The 16,521-nt window shown below is 57.1% G+C and carries 16 protein-coding genes and 2 pseudogenes; 4 read left to right on the top strand and 14 right to left on the bottom strand.

Annotated elements, in window-relative coordinates; genetic code table 11:
* The first annotated feature begins 174 nt into the window (after positions 1-174).
* A complete protein-coding gene (locus ACFWW2_RS23485) occupies positions 175-606 on the top strand; it encodes a DUF1489 family protein (RefSeq protein WP_393932479.1) in 432 nt (143 codons plus the stop codon).
* Positions 607-647: 41 nt separating this feature from the next.
* Here ACFWW2_RS23485 and ACFWW2_RS23480 read toward each other — a convergent pair whose 3' ends face one another.
* Positions 648-2,027, bottom strand: a complete 1,380-nt coding sequence (locus ACFWW2_RS23480) for a pyridoxal phosphate-dependent decarboxylase family protein (RefSeq protein WP_393932477.1) — start codon at positions 2,025-2,027, stop codon at positions 648-650.
* An 87-nt stretch (positions 2,028-2,114) separates the two neighbouring features.
* Between ACFWW2_RS23480 and ACFWW2_RS23475 the strand changes: the two genes are divergently transcribed.
* Together ACFWW2_RS23475 and ACFWW2_RS23470 are read left to right on the top strand one after the other, a co-directional pair.
* Entirely contained in the window at positions 2,115-3,653 is a 1,539-nt protein-coding gene (locus ACFWW2_RS23475; RefSeq protein WP_393932475.1) for an AMP-binding protein, read from the top strand.
* Between the two features lie 270 nt (positions 3,654-3,923).
* Entirely contained in the window at positions 3,924-4,571 is a 648-nt protein-coding gene (locus ACFWW2_RS23470) for a helix-turn-helix domain-containing protein (RefSeq protein WP_393932473.1), read from the top strand.
* Here the strand turns inward: ACFWW2_RS23470 and ACFWW2_RS23465 are convergent.
* The 12 genes and pseudogenes from ACFWW2_RS23465 to ACFWW2_RS23410 form a co-directional block, all read right to left on the bottom strand.
* Positions 4,523-4,918 carry a VOC family protein gene (locus ACFWW2_RS23465; RefSeq protein WP_393932471.1) on the bottom strand — a complete coding sequence of 132 codons (396 nt, stop codon included), beginning with the start codon at positions 4,916-4,918 and terminating at the stop codon, positions 4,523-4,525. The two genes, ACFWW2_RS23470 and ACFWW2_RS23465, sit on opposite strands and share 49 nt — an antisense overlap.
* Positions 4,919-5,000: 82 nt before the next feature.
* Entirely contained in the window at positions 5,001-5,774 is a 774-nt protein-coding gene (locus ACFWW2_RS23460; protein WP_393932469.1) for an SseB family protein, read from the bottom strand.
* Positions 5,775-6,027: 253 nt separating this feature from the next.
* Positions 6,028-6,612, bottom strand: coding sequence for a uracil-DNA glycosylase family protein (locus tag ACFWW2_RS23455; RefSeq protein ID WP_393932467.1), 585 nt, complete (start codon positions 6,610-6,612; stop codon positions 6,028-6,030).
* Between the two features lie 350 nt (positions 6,613-6,962).
* Complete coding sequence (locus ACFWW2_RS23450) at positions 6,963-8,045, bottom strand: LacI family DNA-binding transcriptional regulator (RefSeq protein ID WP_393932621.1); 1,083 nt, start codon at positions 8,043-8,045, stop codon at positions 6,963-6,965.
* Positions 8,017-9,639: a dihydroxyacetone kinase subunit DhaK gene (locus tag ACFWW2_RS23445; protein WP_393932465.1), complete on the bottom strand. Its 1,623-nt coding sequence runs from the start codon at positions 9,637-9,639 to the stop codon at positions 8,017-8,019. The genes ACFWW2_RS23450 and ACFWW2_RS23445 overlap by 29 nt, the downstream gene beginning before the upstream one ends.
* Before the next feature lie 12 nt (positions 9,640-9,651).
* Positions 9,652-10,644 (bottom strand): ABC transporter ATP-binding protein, encoded by a 993-nt coding sequence (locus ACFWW2_RS23440; RefSeq protein WP_393932463.1) that lies wholly within the window; start codon positions 10,642-10,644, stop codon positions 9,652-9,654.
* Positions 10,637-11,731 carry an ABC transporter ATP-binding protein gene (locus ACFWW2_RS23435; RefSeq protein WP_393932461.1) on the bottom strand — a complete coding sequence of 365 codons (1,095 nt, stop codon included), beginning with the start codon at positions 11,729-11,731 and terminating at the stop codon, positions 10,637-10,639. The genes ACFWW2_RS23440 and ACFWW2_RS23435 overlap by 8 nt, the downstream gene beginning before the upstream one ends.
* A 2-nt stretch (positions 11,732-11,733) precedes the next feature.
* Positions 11,734-11,922, bottom strand: coding sequence for a hypothetical protein (locus ACFWW2_RS23430; RefSeq protein ID WP_393932459.1), 189 nt, complete (start codon positions 11,920-11,922; stop codon positions 11,734-11,736).
* Positions 11,919-12,881 carry a carbohydrate ABC transporter permease gene (locus tag ACFWW2_RS23425; protein WP_393932457.1) on the bottom strand — a complete coding sequence of 321 codons (963 nt, stop codon included), beginning with the start codon at positions 12,879-12,881 and terminating at the stop codon, positions 11,919-11,921. The genes ACFWW2_RS23430 and ACFWW2_RS23425 overlap by 4 nt, the downstream gene beginning before the upstream one ends.
* Positions 12,878-13,825: a carbohydrate ABC transporter permease gene (locus ACFWW2_RS23420; RefSeq protein ID WP_393932455.1), complete on the bottom strand. Its 948-nt coding sequence runs from the start codon at positions 13,823-13,825 to the stop codon at positions 12,878-12,880. Before ACFWW2_RS23420 ends, ACFWW2_RS23425 begins: the two co-directional genes overlap by 4 nt.
* A gap of 65 nt (positions 13,826-13,890) precedes the next feature.
* Positions 13,891-15,210 (bottom strand): ABC transporter substrate-binding protein, encoded by a 1,320-nt coding sequence (locus ACFWW2_RS23415; protein ID WP_393932453.1) that lies wholly within the window; start codon positions 15,208-15,210, stop codon positions 13,891-13,893.
* Positions 15,211-15,895: 685 nt separating this feature from the next.
* Positions 15,896-16,156: pseudogene (locus ACFWW2_RS23410) on the bottom strand (transposase); the annotation flags it as partial.
* An 85-nt stretch (positions 16,157-16,241) separates the two neighbouring features.
* Between ACFWW2_RS23410 and ACFWW2_RS23405 the strand changes: the two are divergent.
* Positions 16,242-16,373, top strand: a pseudogene (locus tag ACFWW2_RS23405) (transposase); the annotation flags it as partial.
* Here ACFWW2_RS23405 and ACFWW2_RS23400 read toward each other — a convergent pair.
* Positions 16,322-16,521: hypothetical protein (locus tag ACFWW2_RS23400; RefSeq protein ID WP_393932627.1), on the bottom strand; the 200-nt coding region annotated here is incomplete at its 5' end. The pseudogene ACFWW2_RS23405 and the gene ACFWW2_RS23400 overlap by 52 nt on opposite strands.

Raw genomic sequence — 16,521 nt, 5'->3', positions numbered from 1 at the left:
GCAAGGCCTGCATCTTACGGGGTTAGGATGGACTTGAAAACGGGGAATTAATGAAACTCAATACCACATATAGTGGTTGATCTCAACCATAACACTACATAAACCAGTTCTTGTCTTATCATTGAAGTAGAACCCAAACGCCTTATCTGTTCACTACCATCCCGGGGGGGATTGATGTCAAAGACTGTTCATCTGCTGAAACTATCCGTCGGCACCGAAGACGTCGCGGGTCTTTCGGCATGGCAAGCCACCAAGCGCGCGCAAACAGATGACGGTCTGCCGCGCCACGTCACCCGCATGTGGCCGAAACGGGGCGATGAAATCCTCAATGGCGGCTCGATCTTCTGGGTGATCAAAGGTGTGATCCTCTGCCGCCAGCCGGTCTTGCGGCTTGACGAATATATCGGCGCGGACGGCATCCGTCGTTGTGCCATCGTCTGCAAACCAGGTCTCATAAGGGTCGAAGCAACCCCGAAACGCGCCTTTCAGGGCTGGCGTTATCTTCCTGTCGCCGACGCCCCGCGCGATCTTCCGCAAAGCCGCCAATCCGAAGAGGCCCTGCCGCCTGAACTGACGAGGGCGCTTGCTGATATCGGGGTGCGCTGAACAGAATTTTGGCCAAAATTCTGCCTTCGCCAGAAATTTCGTCACGAAATTTCTGAAAGAACCTGCGCCACCATCATCACATCGTCCCGCGTGCAGTCGAACTGCCCCACCTGCACCCGGATCACGAATTGCCCGTCATGCCGGGTCTGGGTCAGATACACGCGACCATCGTCATTGATCCGGGCCAGCAATGACTCAGTCTGCACATCGTCACGATACCGGAAGGTGAATAATGACAAGGCCGGAGGCGTAAAAATCTCGAACCCTTCCATTCCACCGATCACCGCCGCTAGCTCCTCGGCCCAGGTCACGTGGTTGCGAATGCGTGTCCGCAACCCGTCCAACCCATAGGCCCGCAGCACGAACCAGATCTTCAACGCGCGGAAACGGCGGCCCAGCGGCACCGTCCATTCGTTGAAATTGACGATCTCGTCCTGTCCCAGCGTCTGCAGATAATCCGGCCGCAGGCCCAGCGACCTGATCTGCGGCGCTGGATCAGCCAGGAACTGCACGGCACAGTCAAACTGTATACCCAGCCATTTGTGCGGGTTGAAGACAACACTATCGGCCGCGTCAACGCCTGCCCATAAACCCCGAAATTCTGAACAAATCATTGCCGACCCGGCCCAGGCAGCATCCACATGGGTGTAAAGATCATGAGCGCGCGCCACCGCCACACATTCCGCAACCGGATCAAAGGCGCCAATCGACGTGCCGCCGCAACAAATCACCACGCCTGCAGGCCGGTACCCCGCTGCAAGATCCGCCCGGATTGCCGCGTCAAGCGCGGCAGGATCCATCCCAAAATCATCCCGCACCGGCACCTTCACCAGATTGGCCTGCCCAATTCCGGCCAGCCGCACCGCCTTGTCGACCGAAGAATGGGTCTGGGCCGAGGCGTAGATGCGCAAACGCGGCCCGCCACATAACCCCTCTTCAACCGACCGCCAGCCCATCGCCCTGTCGCGCATTGTCAACACGGCAGACAGGGTTGCGGTTGTTGCACTGTCATGGATTGTCCCGGTGAAGTGATCCGCCAAACCCAACGCCTCACGCAGCCAGGTCATCATCACCTGCTCGATCTCTGTTGCTGCGGGCGAGGTCTGCCAGAGCATCGCCTGTGCGGCGATCGCATTCGCCAGTTGCTCGGCCAACATTGAGGCCGGGGATGCGTTTGCAGGGAAATAGGCAAAGAAGCGGGGATGCTGCCAATGGGTCATGGCATCAGGCACAACCGCCTGAAAATCATCGAAAATCTGTTCCACCGGCTCTGGTGCGTCCGGTGCGATGGCAGGCAACCGCGCCGCTGTCGCCCCATAAGCGACCTGCGCCCGCACCGGCCTGTCGCGCAGGCCGTTGTGATAGTCCAGCGCCCACTCTGCCGCGCGTCGCGACCATTCCAGTAACTCATCATGTGTCATGGCCGCACTAAGGCACGGGCACCGCAAAACGACAAGACACTCGCCCGGCGCAAATCACTGTGCCATGATCGCAAGACGGAGGACCCCATGACAGAATACCATAACCCATTCGCCGATGTTGCCATCACCGATCAATCCATTACGGAACGTGTTTTCGCAGGACTCGACACCCGTCCGGATGAGGTTGTGCTGACCGATGGCCCCAGCGGGCGCAGCCTAACGGCGGGTGATTTCATGGATCAGGTCAAACGGCTGGCGGGCGGGCTGACATCAGCCGGGCTGGGTCAAGGGCATACCGTGGCCCTGATGGCCCCCAATATCCCGGAATACTGCGTGATCTTTCATGCCGTTGCATGGGCCGGGGGGACGATCACGACGCTGAACCCGACCTATACCGCCAATGAAGTACGCCACCAACTTGATGATTCCAAAGCGGAAATTCTGATCACCATCCCGGATTTCATGGATACGGCGCGGGGTGGCGCGGGCGTCATTCCCGTCGTGGCCATCGGCACGCCGGAATTTGCGACACTTTTCGGTGATCCGATTGATGCGCAGGTTACAGTTGACCTCGACCATCATACTGTCGTGCTGCCCTATTCCTCTGGCACAACGGGTCTGCCCAAAGGGGTGATGCTGTCGCATCGCAACCTTGTGGTGAACGTGGATCAGATCATCCGAGCTGCCGATTTTCAGGCAGGTGAGGTCGCTGCGGGCTTCCTGCCGTTCTTTCATATTTACGGGATGACCGTGCTGATGAATGTGCATCTGGCCGGTGGCGGTGCTGTTGTGACCATGCCCCGGTTTGACCTGCCGCTGTTTCTGCAAATCTGCCAGGATCACAAATCGCGGCGTATGTGGATCGTGCCGCCCGTGGCGCTCGCGCTGGCCAAACACCCGCTGGTGGATGAGTATGATCTGGGTTCTGTCGAACAGGTGTTTTCAGGGGCCGCGCCGATGGGGGCGGAACTGTCCAATGTGGTGGGTGAACGCCTGAATTGTGTGTCTTTACAAGGCTATGGCATGACGGAGCTGAGCCCGGTTTCCCACATCACCCCCGGCACGGGCAACCGGCCCGGCGCATCCGGTCAGGCAGTCCCGAACACCACTTGCCGGATTGTCGATATCGACACCGGCGCCGACCTGCAGGCTGGCGAAGAAGGTGAGCTGTGGATCAAAGGCCCGCAAGTCATGCAGGGTTATCTCAACAACCCCAAAGCCACGGCTGAGACGATCACGGATGATGGCTGGCTGCGCACCGGCGACATCGCCCTGATTGATGCCGATGGCTATATGTTCATCGTGGATCGGCTGAAAGAACTAATCAAATTCAAGGGCTTCCAGGTCGCCCCGGCAGAGTTGGAGGCGACATTGGTCGCCATGGATGGCATCACCGATGCCGCCGTCATTGGCCTGCCCGACCCGGAGGCGGGCGAGTTGCCGATTGCCTTTGTCGTGACAGGCGAAAACGCCCCGGATGCTGCGGCCATCACTGCGCATCTGGATGATCAACTGGCGCATTACAAACAGGTGCACCAGATCCATTTCGTTGATGAGATCCCAAAATCGGCCTCTGGAAAGATCCTGCGGCGCCTGTTGCGCGATCAGGTTGCCAAAACGGCTTAGCAACGTTCGGTGGTGTTGCGCGAGGGGGTACCGCACGGTGGCCGGCGATTTTTGGCGAATCAGCCGTTAACGCTAGGTTTTCCGCCATAATCGCCGGTCGGCATCGCGTCGGCAAAACGTCGGACTTACGTCGGACCCTTTTGCCCCCACTGGTCAGGTTAAACAAACGCACGGTTAGTTTGTTAACGGAGTATTTCCGTTTGGGGCGGTGCTTCAGATCCGATAGGGTGTGCCATTTCAAAGATGGATGGTTCTGAATAGGTTAAGTCCATGACAAATCGATGCCATCGCTGGGATTTTCGGACGCAGGCGCCACGACAGGCCACGATTTACCCTGATGGTTGCCGCGATCTGTTGATCATGACGGACCCCAATGGCAGGCAGGCGTTGCAGCTGACCGATTGGGACCTGCGCCCGCGCAAGACTCTGCTGGCGGCCGGGACATCTATCACGGGCTATCGCCTGAGACCGGGTACGACGATCCGGCCTGAGACGATGCAGGAATGCATCGCCAGCGGCGGCCGATTGGAGGAGCTGTGGCCCGAGACAACCAGCGATTTTGGCGATCTTGTCAGCGCCCTCGCCGCGCCGGGCGGGACCGTCGCCAGCGTCGCCAGATCCGCAGGTGTCACGCCACGCAGCTTGCAACGCTGGTTCCGGGCGCATGATTATCCGCCGCCGGTATTCTGGCAGCTGTTGGGTCGGGCCCGACGCGCGGCTTTGGCCTTGCGCAATGGGGATACGCTTGCGGGTATCGCCAGTGATGCCGGCTATAGCGATCAGCCGCATATGACCCGTGCCTTTCGATACTGGTTTGGTCTGACACCTGCCCGTATCGCCCGCGACCCCGCCCTGATGGCGGAGTTTCGTCAGCCTGCGCTGGGGATCTGGACCGGCGAGCAGATTTCGATCAGGTAGCCGTCAGGATCGCTGACATAGGATGTGACCTGCCGCCATGGTTCATCTTTTGCGTCTTGAACCAGCTTAGCACCCGCCTTTACCGCCCGTGCCAATGCCTTGGGTACATCGGCCGTTTCAAAGGCAATTTCAAAGGTGGGAGCTGCCGGATCCGCCTTGGCTGGAGTCTTTTCCAACTGCTGCATCAGTGCTTGTGAGGAAAAGGCCAGCTTGGTCTGGCCGGTGGCCAGTTCGCCGTAGTCCCCGCTTTCATGCAGAAACAAGCGCTCCAACCCAAAGGCGCATTCGAAAAAATCAAGCGAGGCCGCGACATCGGCTACGTACAGGATGGTGTATCTGAAAATCATGAGGATGCTCCGGGTTTGGGGTGACCGGACCAAATATGCAGGCGCCGGTTACTTTGTCTTGAAGCATCGCGACAGGCATCGCCTATCGCAGTTTCGGCGGTTTTTTGGGGTCCATGCCCGGCGCACCGGGCGGTTGCGCCACGATCGGTTCCGGCAGGTCGAACCGTAAACCAACCTTGGCCAGATGCGCCGCCATCGGATCGGACGCGCGAACAAACAGCACATCCATCACCCCGGCCTCGATCCCGGAAAATGTCAGCGCTTCACTGGCGGCTGACGCCAGTGCCGTTTCCGCGCCCGGGGTTGCGTCGATGAACGCCAGCACATGCCCGCGTGTGCCATTCTCGTATGTCGCAGCTGCCAGATAGGCAAAGCGCGCCAGCCCCGCGGCAATGGCAAGCTTGCGGTCAAGGCCGGTCACGACCGCCTCTGGCACATGCGGGGCTGACACTTCGGTCAGCCGCGCCTCGGTCTCATCGGGGGTGTTGGCAAGGGTGGCCACCAGCCAGTCCACCGCCTCTGCAGGGATCAGCATGGATGATGGTGCGACCTCAAGGTTGAGGGCAAGGCCGATGCCCTGCCCGGCCAGCATTTCGGCGAGCGCGCGACCAGGCAGGCCCGCATAAGGGGCGACGCGGCCTACAAATTGCGACAGCCGTTCCTCGCGGTCGAAGACAAGGGTAAAGCGTTGATCTTCAATCTCAAAAAGCTCTGGTATGATCTGATCACCTGCTGCTTCGGCCCCCAGAAGCATAAAAAGTTCAGTATCGGCAAGCCGTTCATAAAACCGCAGCCGCGCAGTATCGTCATCGGGGGCTGCTTCCATGGCGGCATGGGCTATATCAAGATCGGTCATGTTCCGTGACCTATGGTGGCGGCATGGGCAAGGCAAGTGAAACGAACTATGGGACCGAAACTGACGGATGAATTCCGGCAAACCGTCGCTTGACCGCAGCCTAAGGCCTGTAGCGCAAAATCCAACGTGTCTGTCACATCGCCCGCCTTTATCCTCGTGCAGGGTCCACGCAATGATGTAACGGCTGCAACCAAATAAACCCCACGACCGGAGAGACCGATATGAAAACCTGTACCATTGTTCTCAGTTGAATTCAGAGAATTTGCTTAACGCGTTTCTGCAATACAGGAATCACGTCATCCTCAAACCACCGGTTCGATTTCAGCCATCTGTTATTTCGGGGACTTGGATGCGGCAGGATCAGTTTTTCGGGCCAGACTTTAGTCCAATTCTGAACTGCACTGGTAACTGTGTGGCCGGAGTAATCGGGCAAGTGCCAATCAATAGCGTAACGACCAATAATCAACGTTAGCTCGACGGATTGTAGCGTTTCCAAAATGCTGTCCCGCCACGCCGGGGCACATTCGACACGCGGAGGAAGGTCCCCTCCTTTTCCTGTTCCCGGAAAACAAAACCCCATCGGAAGGATGGCCATCTTCGAAGCGTCATAGAACGTATCCCGATCGACGCCGAGCCAATCCCTAAGCCTGTTCCCGGATGGATCATCAAATGGAATGCCTTTTCGGTGCGTTATTTGTCCCGGCGCTTGGCCAACGATCAACAATTTGGCGGTCGGACTGACTTGGAGTATGGGGCGCGGCCCAAGAGGCAAATCGGTGCAGATCGTGCATGCGCGAACGTCTTCTAGCAAAGTACTGGCAGTCGATTTACGTGGCATGTTGGCCCTATAAATGAGATTTGGCGCATTAAGCTACAGCAGCGTTGTCTTCTGGCTTTTGCTGGCCCACGACGGCCAGAACTGTCAGACTAGGGACCAAATAATACCAGAAGTCCACGCCGGCGAAGCCCAGAATGGTTAGGGCGGCGATAAAGACAATTCCGACCAGACCATCAACCGCCAGGTGGGCTGTAGGGAAGGACGCGAATAGTACCCTAGTGGTGGTCGGTCAGAACGGTCAGCGCAAAGGCAGCAAATGGGCACTTTACCATTCGCCGCTCCTTTTTGCGAACGAGCGAAGAAGCGCTGATTCTTTTCAGCCATCACTCCGGGATACTAAGGTAGATCATCTACGCCGGCATGTTCTCTTTCAAATAGATGTCGATACGAATGCGTTCTTGTGCCGGGTTATGCGGCACATTATCGACGGTCGAACGCAGCAGTCGGGCACAAGAACGCACAAGGTGACCCCCATCCTGACTGATGACCGCATCGAAGTAACCGTCGTTCAGCGCATCCCTACTAAGACTGGTCAATTCGTGACCAATCACGACAAGATCGCTGGCACCGCCCTGCTCTCTCAGAAAGCACATCAGGCCTTCATTTCCGGCGGCGCTGGAATAGATGCCGCGGACATCTTCATGGTTCTCGAACAACTCCGGAAGCAATGAATACATGATTTCCGGGTCGTCTTTGCCCTCGACCGACGCGATGACCTCGAGGTTCTCGAATTCCTCCGCCATGACCAAATCGAAACCCTGCCGACGCTCCAAGTGATCACGGGCAAAGCGCGAGCCGGTTATGAAAAGGATCTTCCCCGGCTTCTTAATGAAACGCCCCATTAACTGAGCAGCGGTGCGCCCTGCGGATACGTTGTCGATGCCCACGAAGTGGTCGCGTTTAGAAGAAGGCAAGTCAGAAACCAGTGTGACGACCGCGATACCCTTGTCGCGCAGGTGGTTGATGGCATCACGGACCGAGGGTGTTTCCGGGCCGAAGATCGCAACGCCGTCCGTCTCACGCGGGTCGATTTCGTCAAGGACATTTACGAAATCCTGCGGGTCGAAAGCAGCGGCGAGTGCCAAAGTCAGCTTGGTGCGGTCATTGGCGATTTTTTCCGTCAGTTCGCGGATTTGGGTGCGCAGGTCCAGAACAAATTCATTCTGCGTATCTGGTAGGACAAACAGAAAGTTATACACCCGCCTTCGGGCCAGGTTGGCCGCTGCCGTATCACGGATGTAACCCAGGTCTTCGATAGCCTTGCGGACTTTCTTGATCGTGACCGAGCGCACGCCCGGACGTTCATTCAGCACACGGTCGACCGTCGCGAGGCTGACCCCGGCGACGCGGGCAATATCATTGACCGTTGGTTTCGCGATGGCGCTGGGGCGATGTTTGTTCAGTTTAGTCCACCATTTCCTTTGCAAGGGCATCAAACAAGAGCGCCACGGCCTCGGCGCCCGGATCGTTGTGCCCTTTCAGATTTTCCTCTGGCACATAAGCCGCCCGTCCTGCCCGTGCACGATGAATCAGCGCGGTACTGTCTGCACCTTTGCGGGCCGCCGCCGCCGCCATCTGGATGCCGTTCGGCAGGGCCTCCAGTGCTGGGGCAAGCGCATCGATCATGGTCCGGTCACCAACCTTTGCGCCACCAACCTGACTAACGCGGTTCAGACCATCGACGAGTGCCTTTCGCACCGATGTACCATTGGCACAGGCGTCACCAGCCGCATTAAAGAATATTGCAAGGATCACGCCGGACGACCCACCCATTGTCTGACTCAACTCGTTACCAAGCGCCGGGAAAAACTGCGTCAGGTCGGCCAGAGGCATCTTGTCGAGGCGGGCTTTCAAGGCCCTTGCCGCTGTCGCCAAGGTGCTGCCGGTATCCCCGTCACCAGATTTGGCATCTAGCTGGTTCAACTGCGCCTCGGCCGAAATCAGCAAGTCCGTTACCTTGTCGATAACCTCCCGGACCTTGGCGTTCTTTGACGGGATCGGCTCAATAGGTGTCAGGCCGTCTGGCAACCCGACGACAACGGGCGCGGCGACGTTGGCCATTCCCGGCCAAGCTGACATTTCGACCGGTGCTGCGAGTGCGTCGTGTTCGGCTTTCGTTGCGTTCATGATCGAGACGGAGAAGCCGTGCATGTTCAGTGATGTCATCAGTGGCGCTGGCCCGATCACACTCTTTACGATGCCCGATTGTGTCAATGCATGGGTCAGGACCGACATCTCCAACGGTGTGGTCGAGCCCAGATTGTTGATCAAGGCGATATTGTCCGTGCCCGGCGCGTGGTCCTTCAGCTTTTCAACAACGGTATTCATCGCGGCGGATGCATCACTGAACACGACCTGTTCGGCGCCCGGTTCACCATGGATGCCAAGGCCAAGTTCAGCCTTGCCCGGCGCTATGCGGGCCTCCTTGGTGGAGCCCGGTATAGTGCAGGTATCCAGACTCATCCCGATCGAGACCACTTTGCCAATCACCGACTTGGCGGCTTTGGTCACGTCTTCGAGGCTTGCGCCGTCCTCGGCCAGAGCGCCTGCGATCTTATGGACAAACAAGGTCCCGGCCACACCGCGAGGCTGGGGAAGGTCAGGCAACGCGATGTCGTCGTCAACCACGACCATCTCCACCTTGCGCCCCAGCGCGCGCGCGCGTTCGGCGGCAAGGCCGAAATTAAGCCGGTCGCCGGTGTAGTTCTTTACGATCAAAAGGCACCCGGCCTCGCCTGTCACGGCCAGGATGCCAGCCAGCACCGCTTCAACAGAGGGTGATGCGAAGACTTCGCCACAAACAGCTGCGGTCAGCATCCCTTTTCCAACGAACCCGGCATGGGCTGGTTCATGCCCCGATCCGCCACCGGACACCAACGCAACTTTTGATTTGTCCCAATCAGACCGGAACACAACCTTGATATGCGGATAACCGTCCAGGCGGGACAAGGTGCCGCCGGACGCGGCAAGCAGCCCGTCGATGGCCTCTGCAACCAGGTTTTCCTTGGCGTTTATGAATTGTGCCATTGTCTTCCTCCCTTAAACGACCCGCGCGCCCGACGCGTCGAAATACAGCGGGTTCTGCGGGCTGATATTGATGATTGAGTTGGCGGCGTAATCGTCATACGGGTCGATCAGCGTGGTGATGGCATGGCCGCTGACCTCTAGATGAAGCCGGGTCTGGTCGCCCAGATGTTCTGAACGCACCACCGTCGCCTCAACCCCGTCGCCGTGCCGTATGGCTTCCGGCCGCAAACCGATCTGCGGGCCCCTGTGATCGCCAGGAAAGATCGAAGATGGAAGGATGTTGATGCGCGGCGAACCAAGGCGGCTGGCGACATAAACACTTGTCGGATCCTCATAGATTTCCTTTGGCGTGCCATATTGCACCAATCGCCCCTCTTCGAGCACGCCAACATGGGTCGCCATGGTCATCGCTTCGATCTGGTCATGCGTCACATAGAGCAGGGTTGAGCCGAGTTCGGCATGGATGCGTTTGAGTTCCACTCGAAGGTCAGCCCGCAGTTTGGCGTCAAGCGAGCTGAGCGGTTCGTCCATCAGATAAATTGAAGGATCCCTTACAAGCGCCCGACCAATCGAAACACGCTGCATTTCGCCGCCCGAAAGCTCGGTTGCCTTGTTGTTGAGCTTGTGCGGGATCTGAAGAGTTTCCGCGATTTGTTCGACCCGTCTGGCGATCTCGTCCTCGGGCGTTTTCAAGACCGGAGAGCGCAGCGGAAACGCCAGATTGTCGCGCACAGTCAAGTGCGGATAAAGCGAGTATTGCTGGAACACCATTGCCACATCACGCTGCGCGGGCGTTTCCGAACCGACGTTGCGGCCACCAATATGGACGCTGCCTGCATCCAGCTTCTCCAGCCCCGAAATCAGGCGCAAGGTCGTTGTTTTCCCGGCACCCGTTGGCCCCAATAGAACGACAAATGCGCCGTTCTCAATAGTCATTGATACATCATCAACGGCAACGGTCTTACCGAAGGATTTGGAAACATTCTTGAGCACAACTTCAGCCATGGAGCACGCCCTCATTCAGTTCGGATCGCAAGGCGCGGCCAGATTGGCGGTCGAACAGGGTAACGGTTGCGGGGTTGAACTCGAGCCCCACCGTGTCGCCTGCCCTGGCTGGTTTTTGGGCTGATATGCGAGCCTTGACGCTGCCCGCAGCCGTTTGCAGCGTTACGATCTGGGTTGTGCCAAGGTATTCGGTCGCCAAAATCTCGGCCCGGAACGGCGCCGCGTCAGAGATTTTGATGTGTTCAGGCCGCACGCCAAAGGCAAGGTCCCCTTCGAACGGCTCCCGCGTCTGGGGGATGGCAAAGTCTGCATTTTGCATCGCGACATTGGTTGCACCATCGCCCACCTTGCCATGGAAGGGGAGGAAATTCATCGGCGGAGAGCCGATGAAATCCGCCACGAACATCGTCGCCGGTTTGTCGTAGATTTCCTGCGGCGTACCGAACTGTTCTACCACGGCGTTGTTCATCACCACGATCTTGTCGCCCATCTGCATGGCTTCCAACTGATCATGGGTTACGTAAACCGTGGTCGCACCCATCCGATCATGCAATGCGCGCAATTCCTCGGCCATATGTTCACGGAACTCAGCATCCAGCGCGCCCAGCGGTTCATCCATCATGAATGCCTTGGGTTCACGCACAATCGCTCGACCAAGCGCCACGCGCTGTCGGTCGCCACCGGACAGCCCACCGACGGGACGCTTCAGGATATCTTCGATACCAAGGATTTTCGCTACTTCATTCACCTTATCCCGCACTGCAGCGCGTGACATACCCTGAGAAACCAGCGGGTAGCTGATATTCTTGTAGACGTTCATATGCGGGTAAAGCGCGAACATCTGGAAGACGAAGGCGATGTCCCGTTCGGACGGTGGTCGCTGTGAAATCTCTTCACCATCGAGGTAGATCTCGCCCGAGGTCGGAAGCTCCAAACCCGCGATCATCCGTAAAGTCGTTGTCTTGCCACAACCCGACGGACCGAGCAGCATGAAGAATTCACCGTCTTCAATCGTAAAGCTGCTTTCGCGAACGGCGGTGAAATCGCCGAACTGCTTCTTCAGGTTCTTGATGACGATCTGGGCCATGCTTACTCCGGGAAGTGGCTGACGATGATGAACATCACCGTACCGACAAGTGTGACGATGAACGAATAGGTGAACGCCCAGATCACAAAGGGCTGCATCAGCATAAAGACCCCGACCGCGATGATGATGGTCGCCAGCATCTCCCATGGGCCGCGGCGCAGGCGAAGAAGGCCGTTGAAAAAGTTGCTCATTTGCGAACCGCTCCGAATGTGATCCCGCGCAGCAGGTGTTTGCGCAGAAGGATGGTGAAGATCATGACCGGCAAGACGAAGATCGTGACACCAGCGGCAATAGCAGGCCAGTCGAGACCGCCGATGCCGATGATTGTTGGAATGAACGGGGGCGCCGTCTGGGCGTTGGCCGTGGTCAGGAGTACGGCGAAAGCATATTCGTTCCAGGCAAAGATCAGACAAAAGATGGCGGTTGATGCGATGCCGGTGGCCGCCTGGGGCAGGACAACCTTGTAAAAGGCCTGAAAGCGGGTGTAGCCGTCAATCAGTGCTGCCTCTTCATACTCGCGCGGGATTTCGTCAATGAACCCTTTCAGAAGCCACACCGCCAGCGAGATATTGACCGCCGTATAAAGCAGGATCATCCCAACATGGGTGTCTGATAGACCCAGGTTCCGGTACATAAGGAAGATCGGGATCGCGACGGCGATAGGTGGCATCATGCGCGTCGACAGAATGAAAAACAGCAGATCATCGGCCAGCGGAATTTTGAACCGGCTAAAGGCATAAGCGGCAAGCGTTCCCAGAAAGACGGACAGAAACGTCGAACCGAAACCGATAATCACTGAGTTCAGGAACCGTTCCCCAAACTTTGAAGGCCCAACGATGACCATGTCGTACTGGCGCACAATCTCGTCGGCCCAGTTCTCGGGTGGGTTATTGGCAAGAAATTCCTCGGTCTGCCGCGTGCGTGTTGTGAACAGGTTCACATAACCTTCGAGCGTTGGCTGAAACCCGGCTTCACTGTCACTGCCGATGATGTATTTCGGCGGATAGCTGATCGCATCCGCCGGGCTCTTGAAACCGGTCAGACCGATCCAGACGAGCGGGATCATCGTGATCAGCGCATAGGCGATGACCAGCGTACCTGCGAACCATTTGGTCCGATTGGATGGCTCGGTGATGGAAAAGCTGCTCATCTCTCTTTCACCTTGTTCAGGGCTTTCACGTAGATACTGGCGAGGCCGAAGACGGTAACAAACAGGATGATCGCGTAGGCTGACGCGTAGCCGGTGCGCCATTTTTCAAAGGCTTCGCGTTTGAGGTTGATTGACGTCAGTTCCGTCGTCGATCCGGGGCCACCCCCCGTAAGCTGCACAACAAGATCAAACATCTTGAAGTTCTCGATCCCGCGAAACAGGACCGCCAGCATCAAGAAGGGCAACACCATAGGGATCGTAATCGTAAAGAACTGCCGGAATTTGGAGGCGCGGTCGATCTCTGCCGCCTCATAGATGTAATCGGGAATGCTGCGCAGCCCGGCCAGACAGATCAGCATCACGAAAGGTGTCCACATCCACGTATCCACGATGACGATGGACCAAGGCGCGAGGTCAACCGACCCCAGCATCTCAAAGCTTGATGGATCCTTCCCGGTGAAAAAGGCGATGATGTAGTTGAATAGCCCGATTTGCGGCTGATAGAGGAACTTCCAGAAATTGCCGACAACGGCGGGCGACAGCATCATCGGCAGCACGATAATCGTGGTCCACAGGTCATTGCCCTTGAATTTCTTGTTGATGAGCCAGGCCAGCGTGAAGCCGATCAACACCTGAAAGAAGATCGTCCAAAACAGGAAATGCGCCGTGGCCTGCATGTTCAGCCAAATATCGCTATCCGTCAGAATCCGCTCATAATTGCGAAGGCCGATCCATTCCGGCTCGCGGTTGATCCGGTTGGCCTTGTAGTCTGTAAAACTCAGCCGAACGGTCCAGATCAGTGGAAAAATGTTGACGGCGAGCAGCAGGAAAATCGTCGGAGCAACAAAGATCCAGGCGATGGCCCGATCGGATAAACCCCTGATTTTGCGCGCAACATGAGTTGGCGTTGCGGCGGCAACGCGATCTGCTGTCTTGTCGGACATTTGTCTGGCCTGTCGGTTGGGTGATGCGCCGGGACCGAAGTCCCGACGCCCATTGGTGGATTGGCTTACAGCTTGCCTTCGTCTTCAAAGACTTCGGTCCAGTCCTCGATCAGTTTATCAAGGGCTTCCTGTGCCGTGCCTTGATCGGCCACGACATAATCGTGAACGCGCTTTTGCATGGCCAGAAGAAGTTCCGCATAAGCTGGCTCCTGCCAGAAATCCTGAACACCCTCCATGGCGACCAGAAAATCCCCGGCGAAAGGCTGGCTTTCGACGAAGCCCGGGTCGTTCAACACGGCGTTATGGGCAGAGTAACCGCCAAGCTCCCACCATTTGGCCTGAACAGCAGGGTCAGCGAACCACTTGATATACTCAAGCGCTGCGTCCTGCTTTTCCGAATAGCTGACGACCGAGATCCCCTGCCCTCCCAACGTGGACGCCGCAATATTCTGGGGCGGGTTCACGAAAAAGTCGATCTTGTCACCACCCGTCGTCGGGTCGGCATACAAGCCCGGGAAGAAGGCAAACCAGTTCATTGCCAAGGCGACCTGACCGGATTTGAACGCATCCAGCGATTCACCCATATACGCGTTGGTATAGCCCGGAGGTGTCGCTGTCTCGTAGAACTCCTTGTAAAACTCCAAGGCTTCAACGGCTTCAGCAGAGTTTACAGCGCCTTCCATGTCGTATGACCCAGGCTCGTTCTCATACTTGAAGCCCCACGTATACAACGCGCCGGTCGCACCCATCGTGATCCCTTCAGAGCCGCGCTCGGTAAAGATCGCGGCGCCATAAACGGTCTTGCCATCAATCTCGCGCCCTTGGAAAAACTGGGCAATCTGCAGCAACTCGCGCTGCGACTGCGGCTCGCGAAGTTCCTCACCGGTCGCTTCCATATAGGCGGCTTGGATATCTTCACGTTCGAACCAGTCCTTGCGGTAAAACCAGCCATTTGCGTCGCCCATCGCCGGCAATGCATAGTAATTCGGCGTGCCCTTTGGCCAGGTTGAGTAGGCATAAACAGTCGCCGGGGCGAAATCGTCCATCGAGATGCCTTCAGTATCAAAGAAGTCGTTCAGCTTGACGTAATGTCCGTTTTCGGCCCCGCCGCCAATCCACTGGCTGTCGCCGATGAGAAGGTCGCAGAGCTTACCGCCAGAGTTCAATTCGTTCAGCATCCGGTCCGCGAAATTGGGCCATGGCACGAATTCGAAGTTCATGGTGTGGCCGGACTGCGCCTCAAAATCCTTCGAAAGCTCGACAAGTGCGTTTGCCGGATCCCATGCCGCCCAGCACAGTGTCAGATCTTCGGCCTGCACCGCTGAAGCGGCTCCCGAAACGGCAATCGCGAATGCGCTGGCTCCCGCCAGTTTTGAATAGGTCATTAAATCCTCCCATGTTTCTGCCGCAGACCCGTGTACGAATCGCGACATGCACTCACGATATTTGAGGTACGCACCTCAGGTCCAGAACTTTCTGAGGTACGCACCTCATGAACTGGCAACGCGCTGATTTAAATCATATTTTTGCCCAACTTCCGCGCCAATAGGATAGTTTAAGGTGATTTGATAAGAGAAAGTTTCTGGCTTCAATCGACGGCGAACAGCCCTTGCACGTCAGCAATCCCAACACATCTCATAGGTCGGCGTCGGGTGTCTCTAGCAGGGCTGCGATCGAAAATCGCAGGATGTGCTCCATGCGAGCCCCCCGGCGTCTGGCCATTGCATCTTCAGCGTTTCGATGACGCCTGATGTCACCAATGGTCGGTGGATGGCGAACCCCTTGGCCAAGGAGTTGTATCCCAGCGGATACGTCGGAACTGATACATCCCAATAAAGATGTGGCACGAGCAGATCACGGTGCAATGCCTCGGCTAGGTCGCCACGTGGATCGATCAGACAAAACCCGGTGCCCTTGTCGGGACCTTAGTGGGTGAGGCTCAAAAGCAGGGTCGATTTGCCAGTTCCGGTTTGGCCAACGATTTAGAGATGCTGCGGCCGGTCGATCCTCCCAATGCCAAAGGGTGCTGGGGGGGTGATAGCGACGATAGGCCAGAGCTAGGGTCAGGATTCATAACCAATAGATTATGGTTGCTGCGAATGCGATTGCTGAGAGGAAGACTTTGGGGCATCGATCATATCGTGTTGCAACCCTTCGCCAGTCTTTCAGTCCGCCGAACATGATTTCGATACGATTGCGTCGCTTGTACCTGCGTTTGTCGTAGCGCACAGCTTTGGCGCGGGACTTCCGACTGGGGATGCATGGCCGTATGCCCTTGTCTTGCAGGGCTTCTCGGAAACAATCGGCATCGTAGCGGTAATCCCCCCGTAATTTAGAGGTGTTTCGAAGTAGAATTTTCTCGACAATGAACGAGGAGATTCTGATGAAATAATCGAAGTACAGCGAAGCCCAAATCATGGGTATTTTGAACCAGGCCGAGAGCGGTGTGCCTGTTGCGGATCTGTGCCGTTACCATGGGATGAGCACGGCCAGTTTTTACAAGCGGCGGGCAAAGTATGGCGGCATGGATGCGTCGCTGATCTCGCAAGGCGCTAGGGTCAGGACTTCGGTAACGGGGTCGCCCCAGTCAAGCTTTTTTGCGCAGAATGATTGATCCGCCAGAGCGGTTGAGTTGTAACTTTTTGTGTCCACCTTGCGTGCTGTCGCGGCTTTCGGCTGAGATCCTTGGGGTACAT

It is taken from the genome of Yoonia sp. R2-816 (assembly GCF_046762905.1).
GTDB lineage: Bacteria > Pseudomonadota > Alphaproteobacteria > Rhodobacterales > Rhodobacteraceae > Yoonia.
The sequence above is the reverse complement of the archived record's forward strand: the minus strand, read 5'-3'. Positions and strand labels throughout refer to the sequence as shown.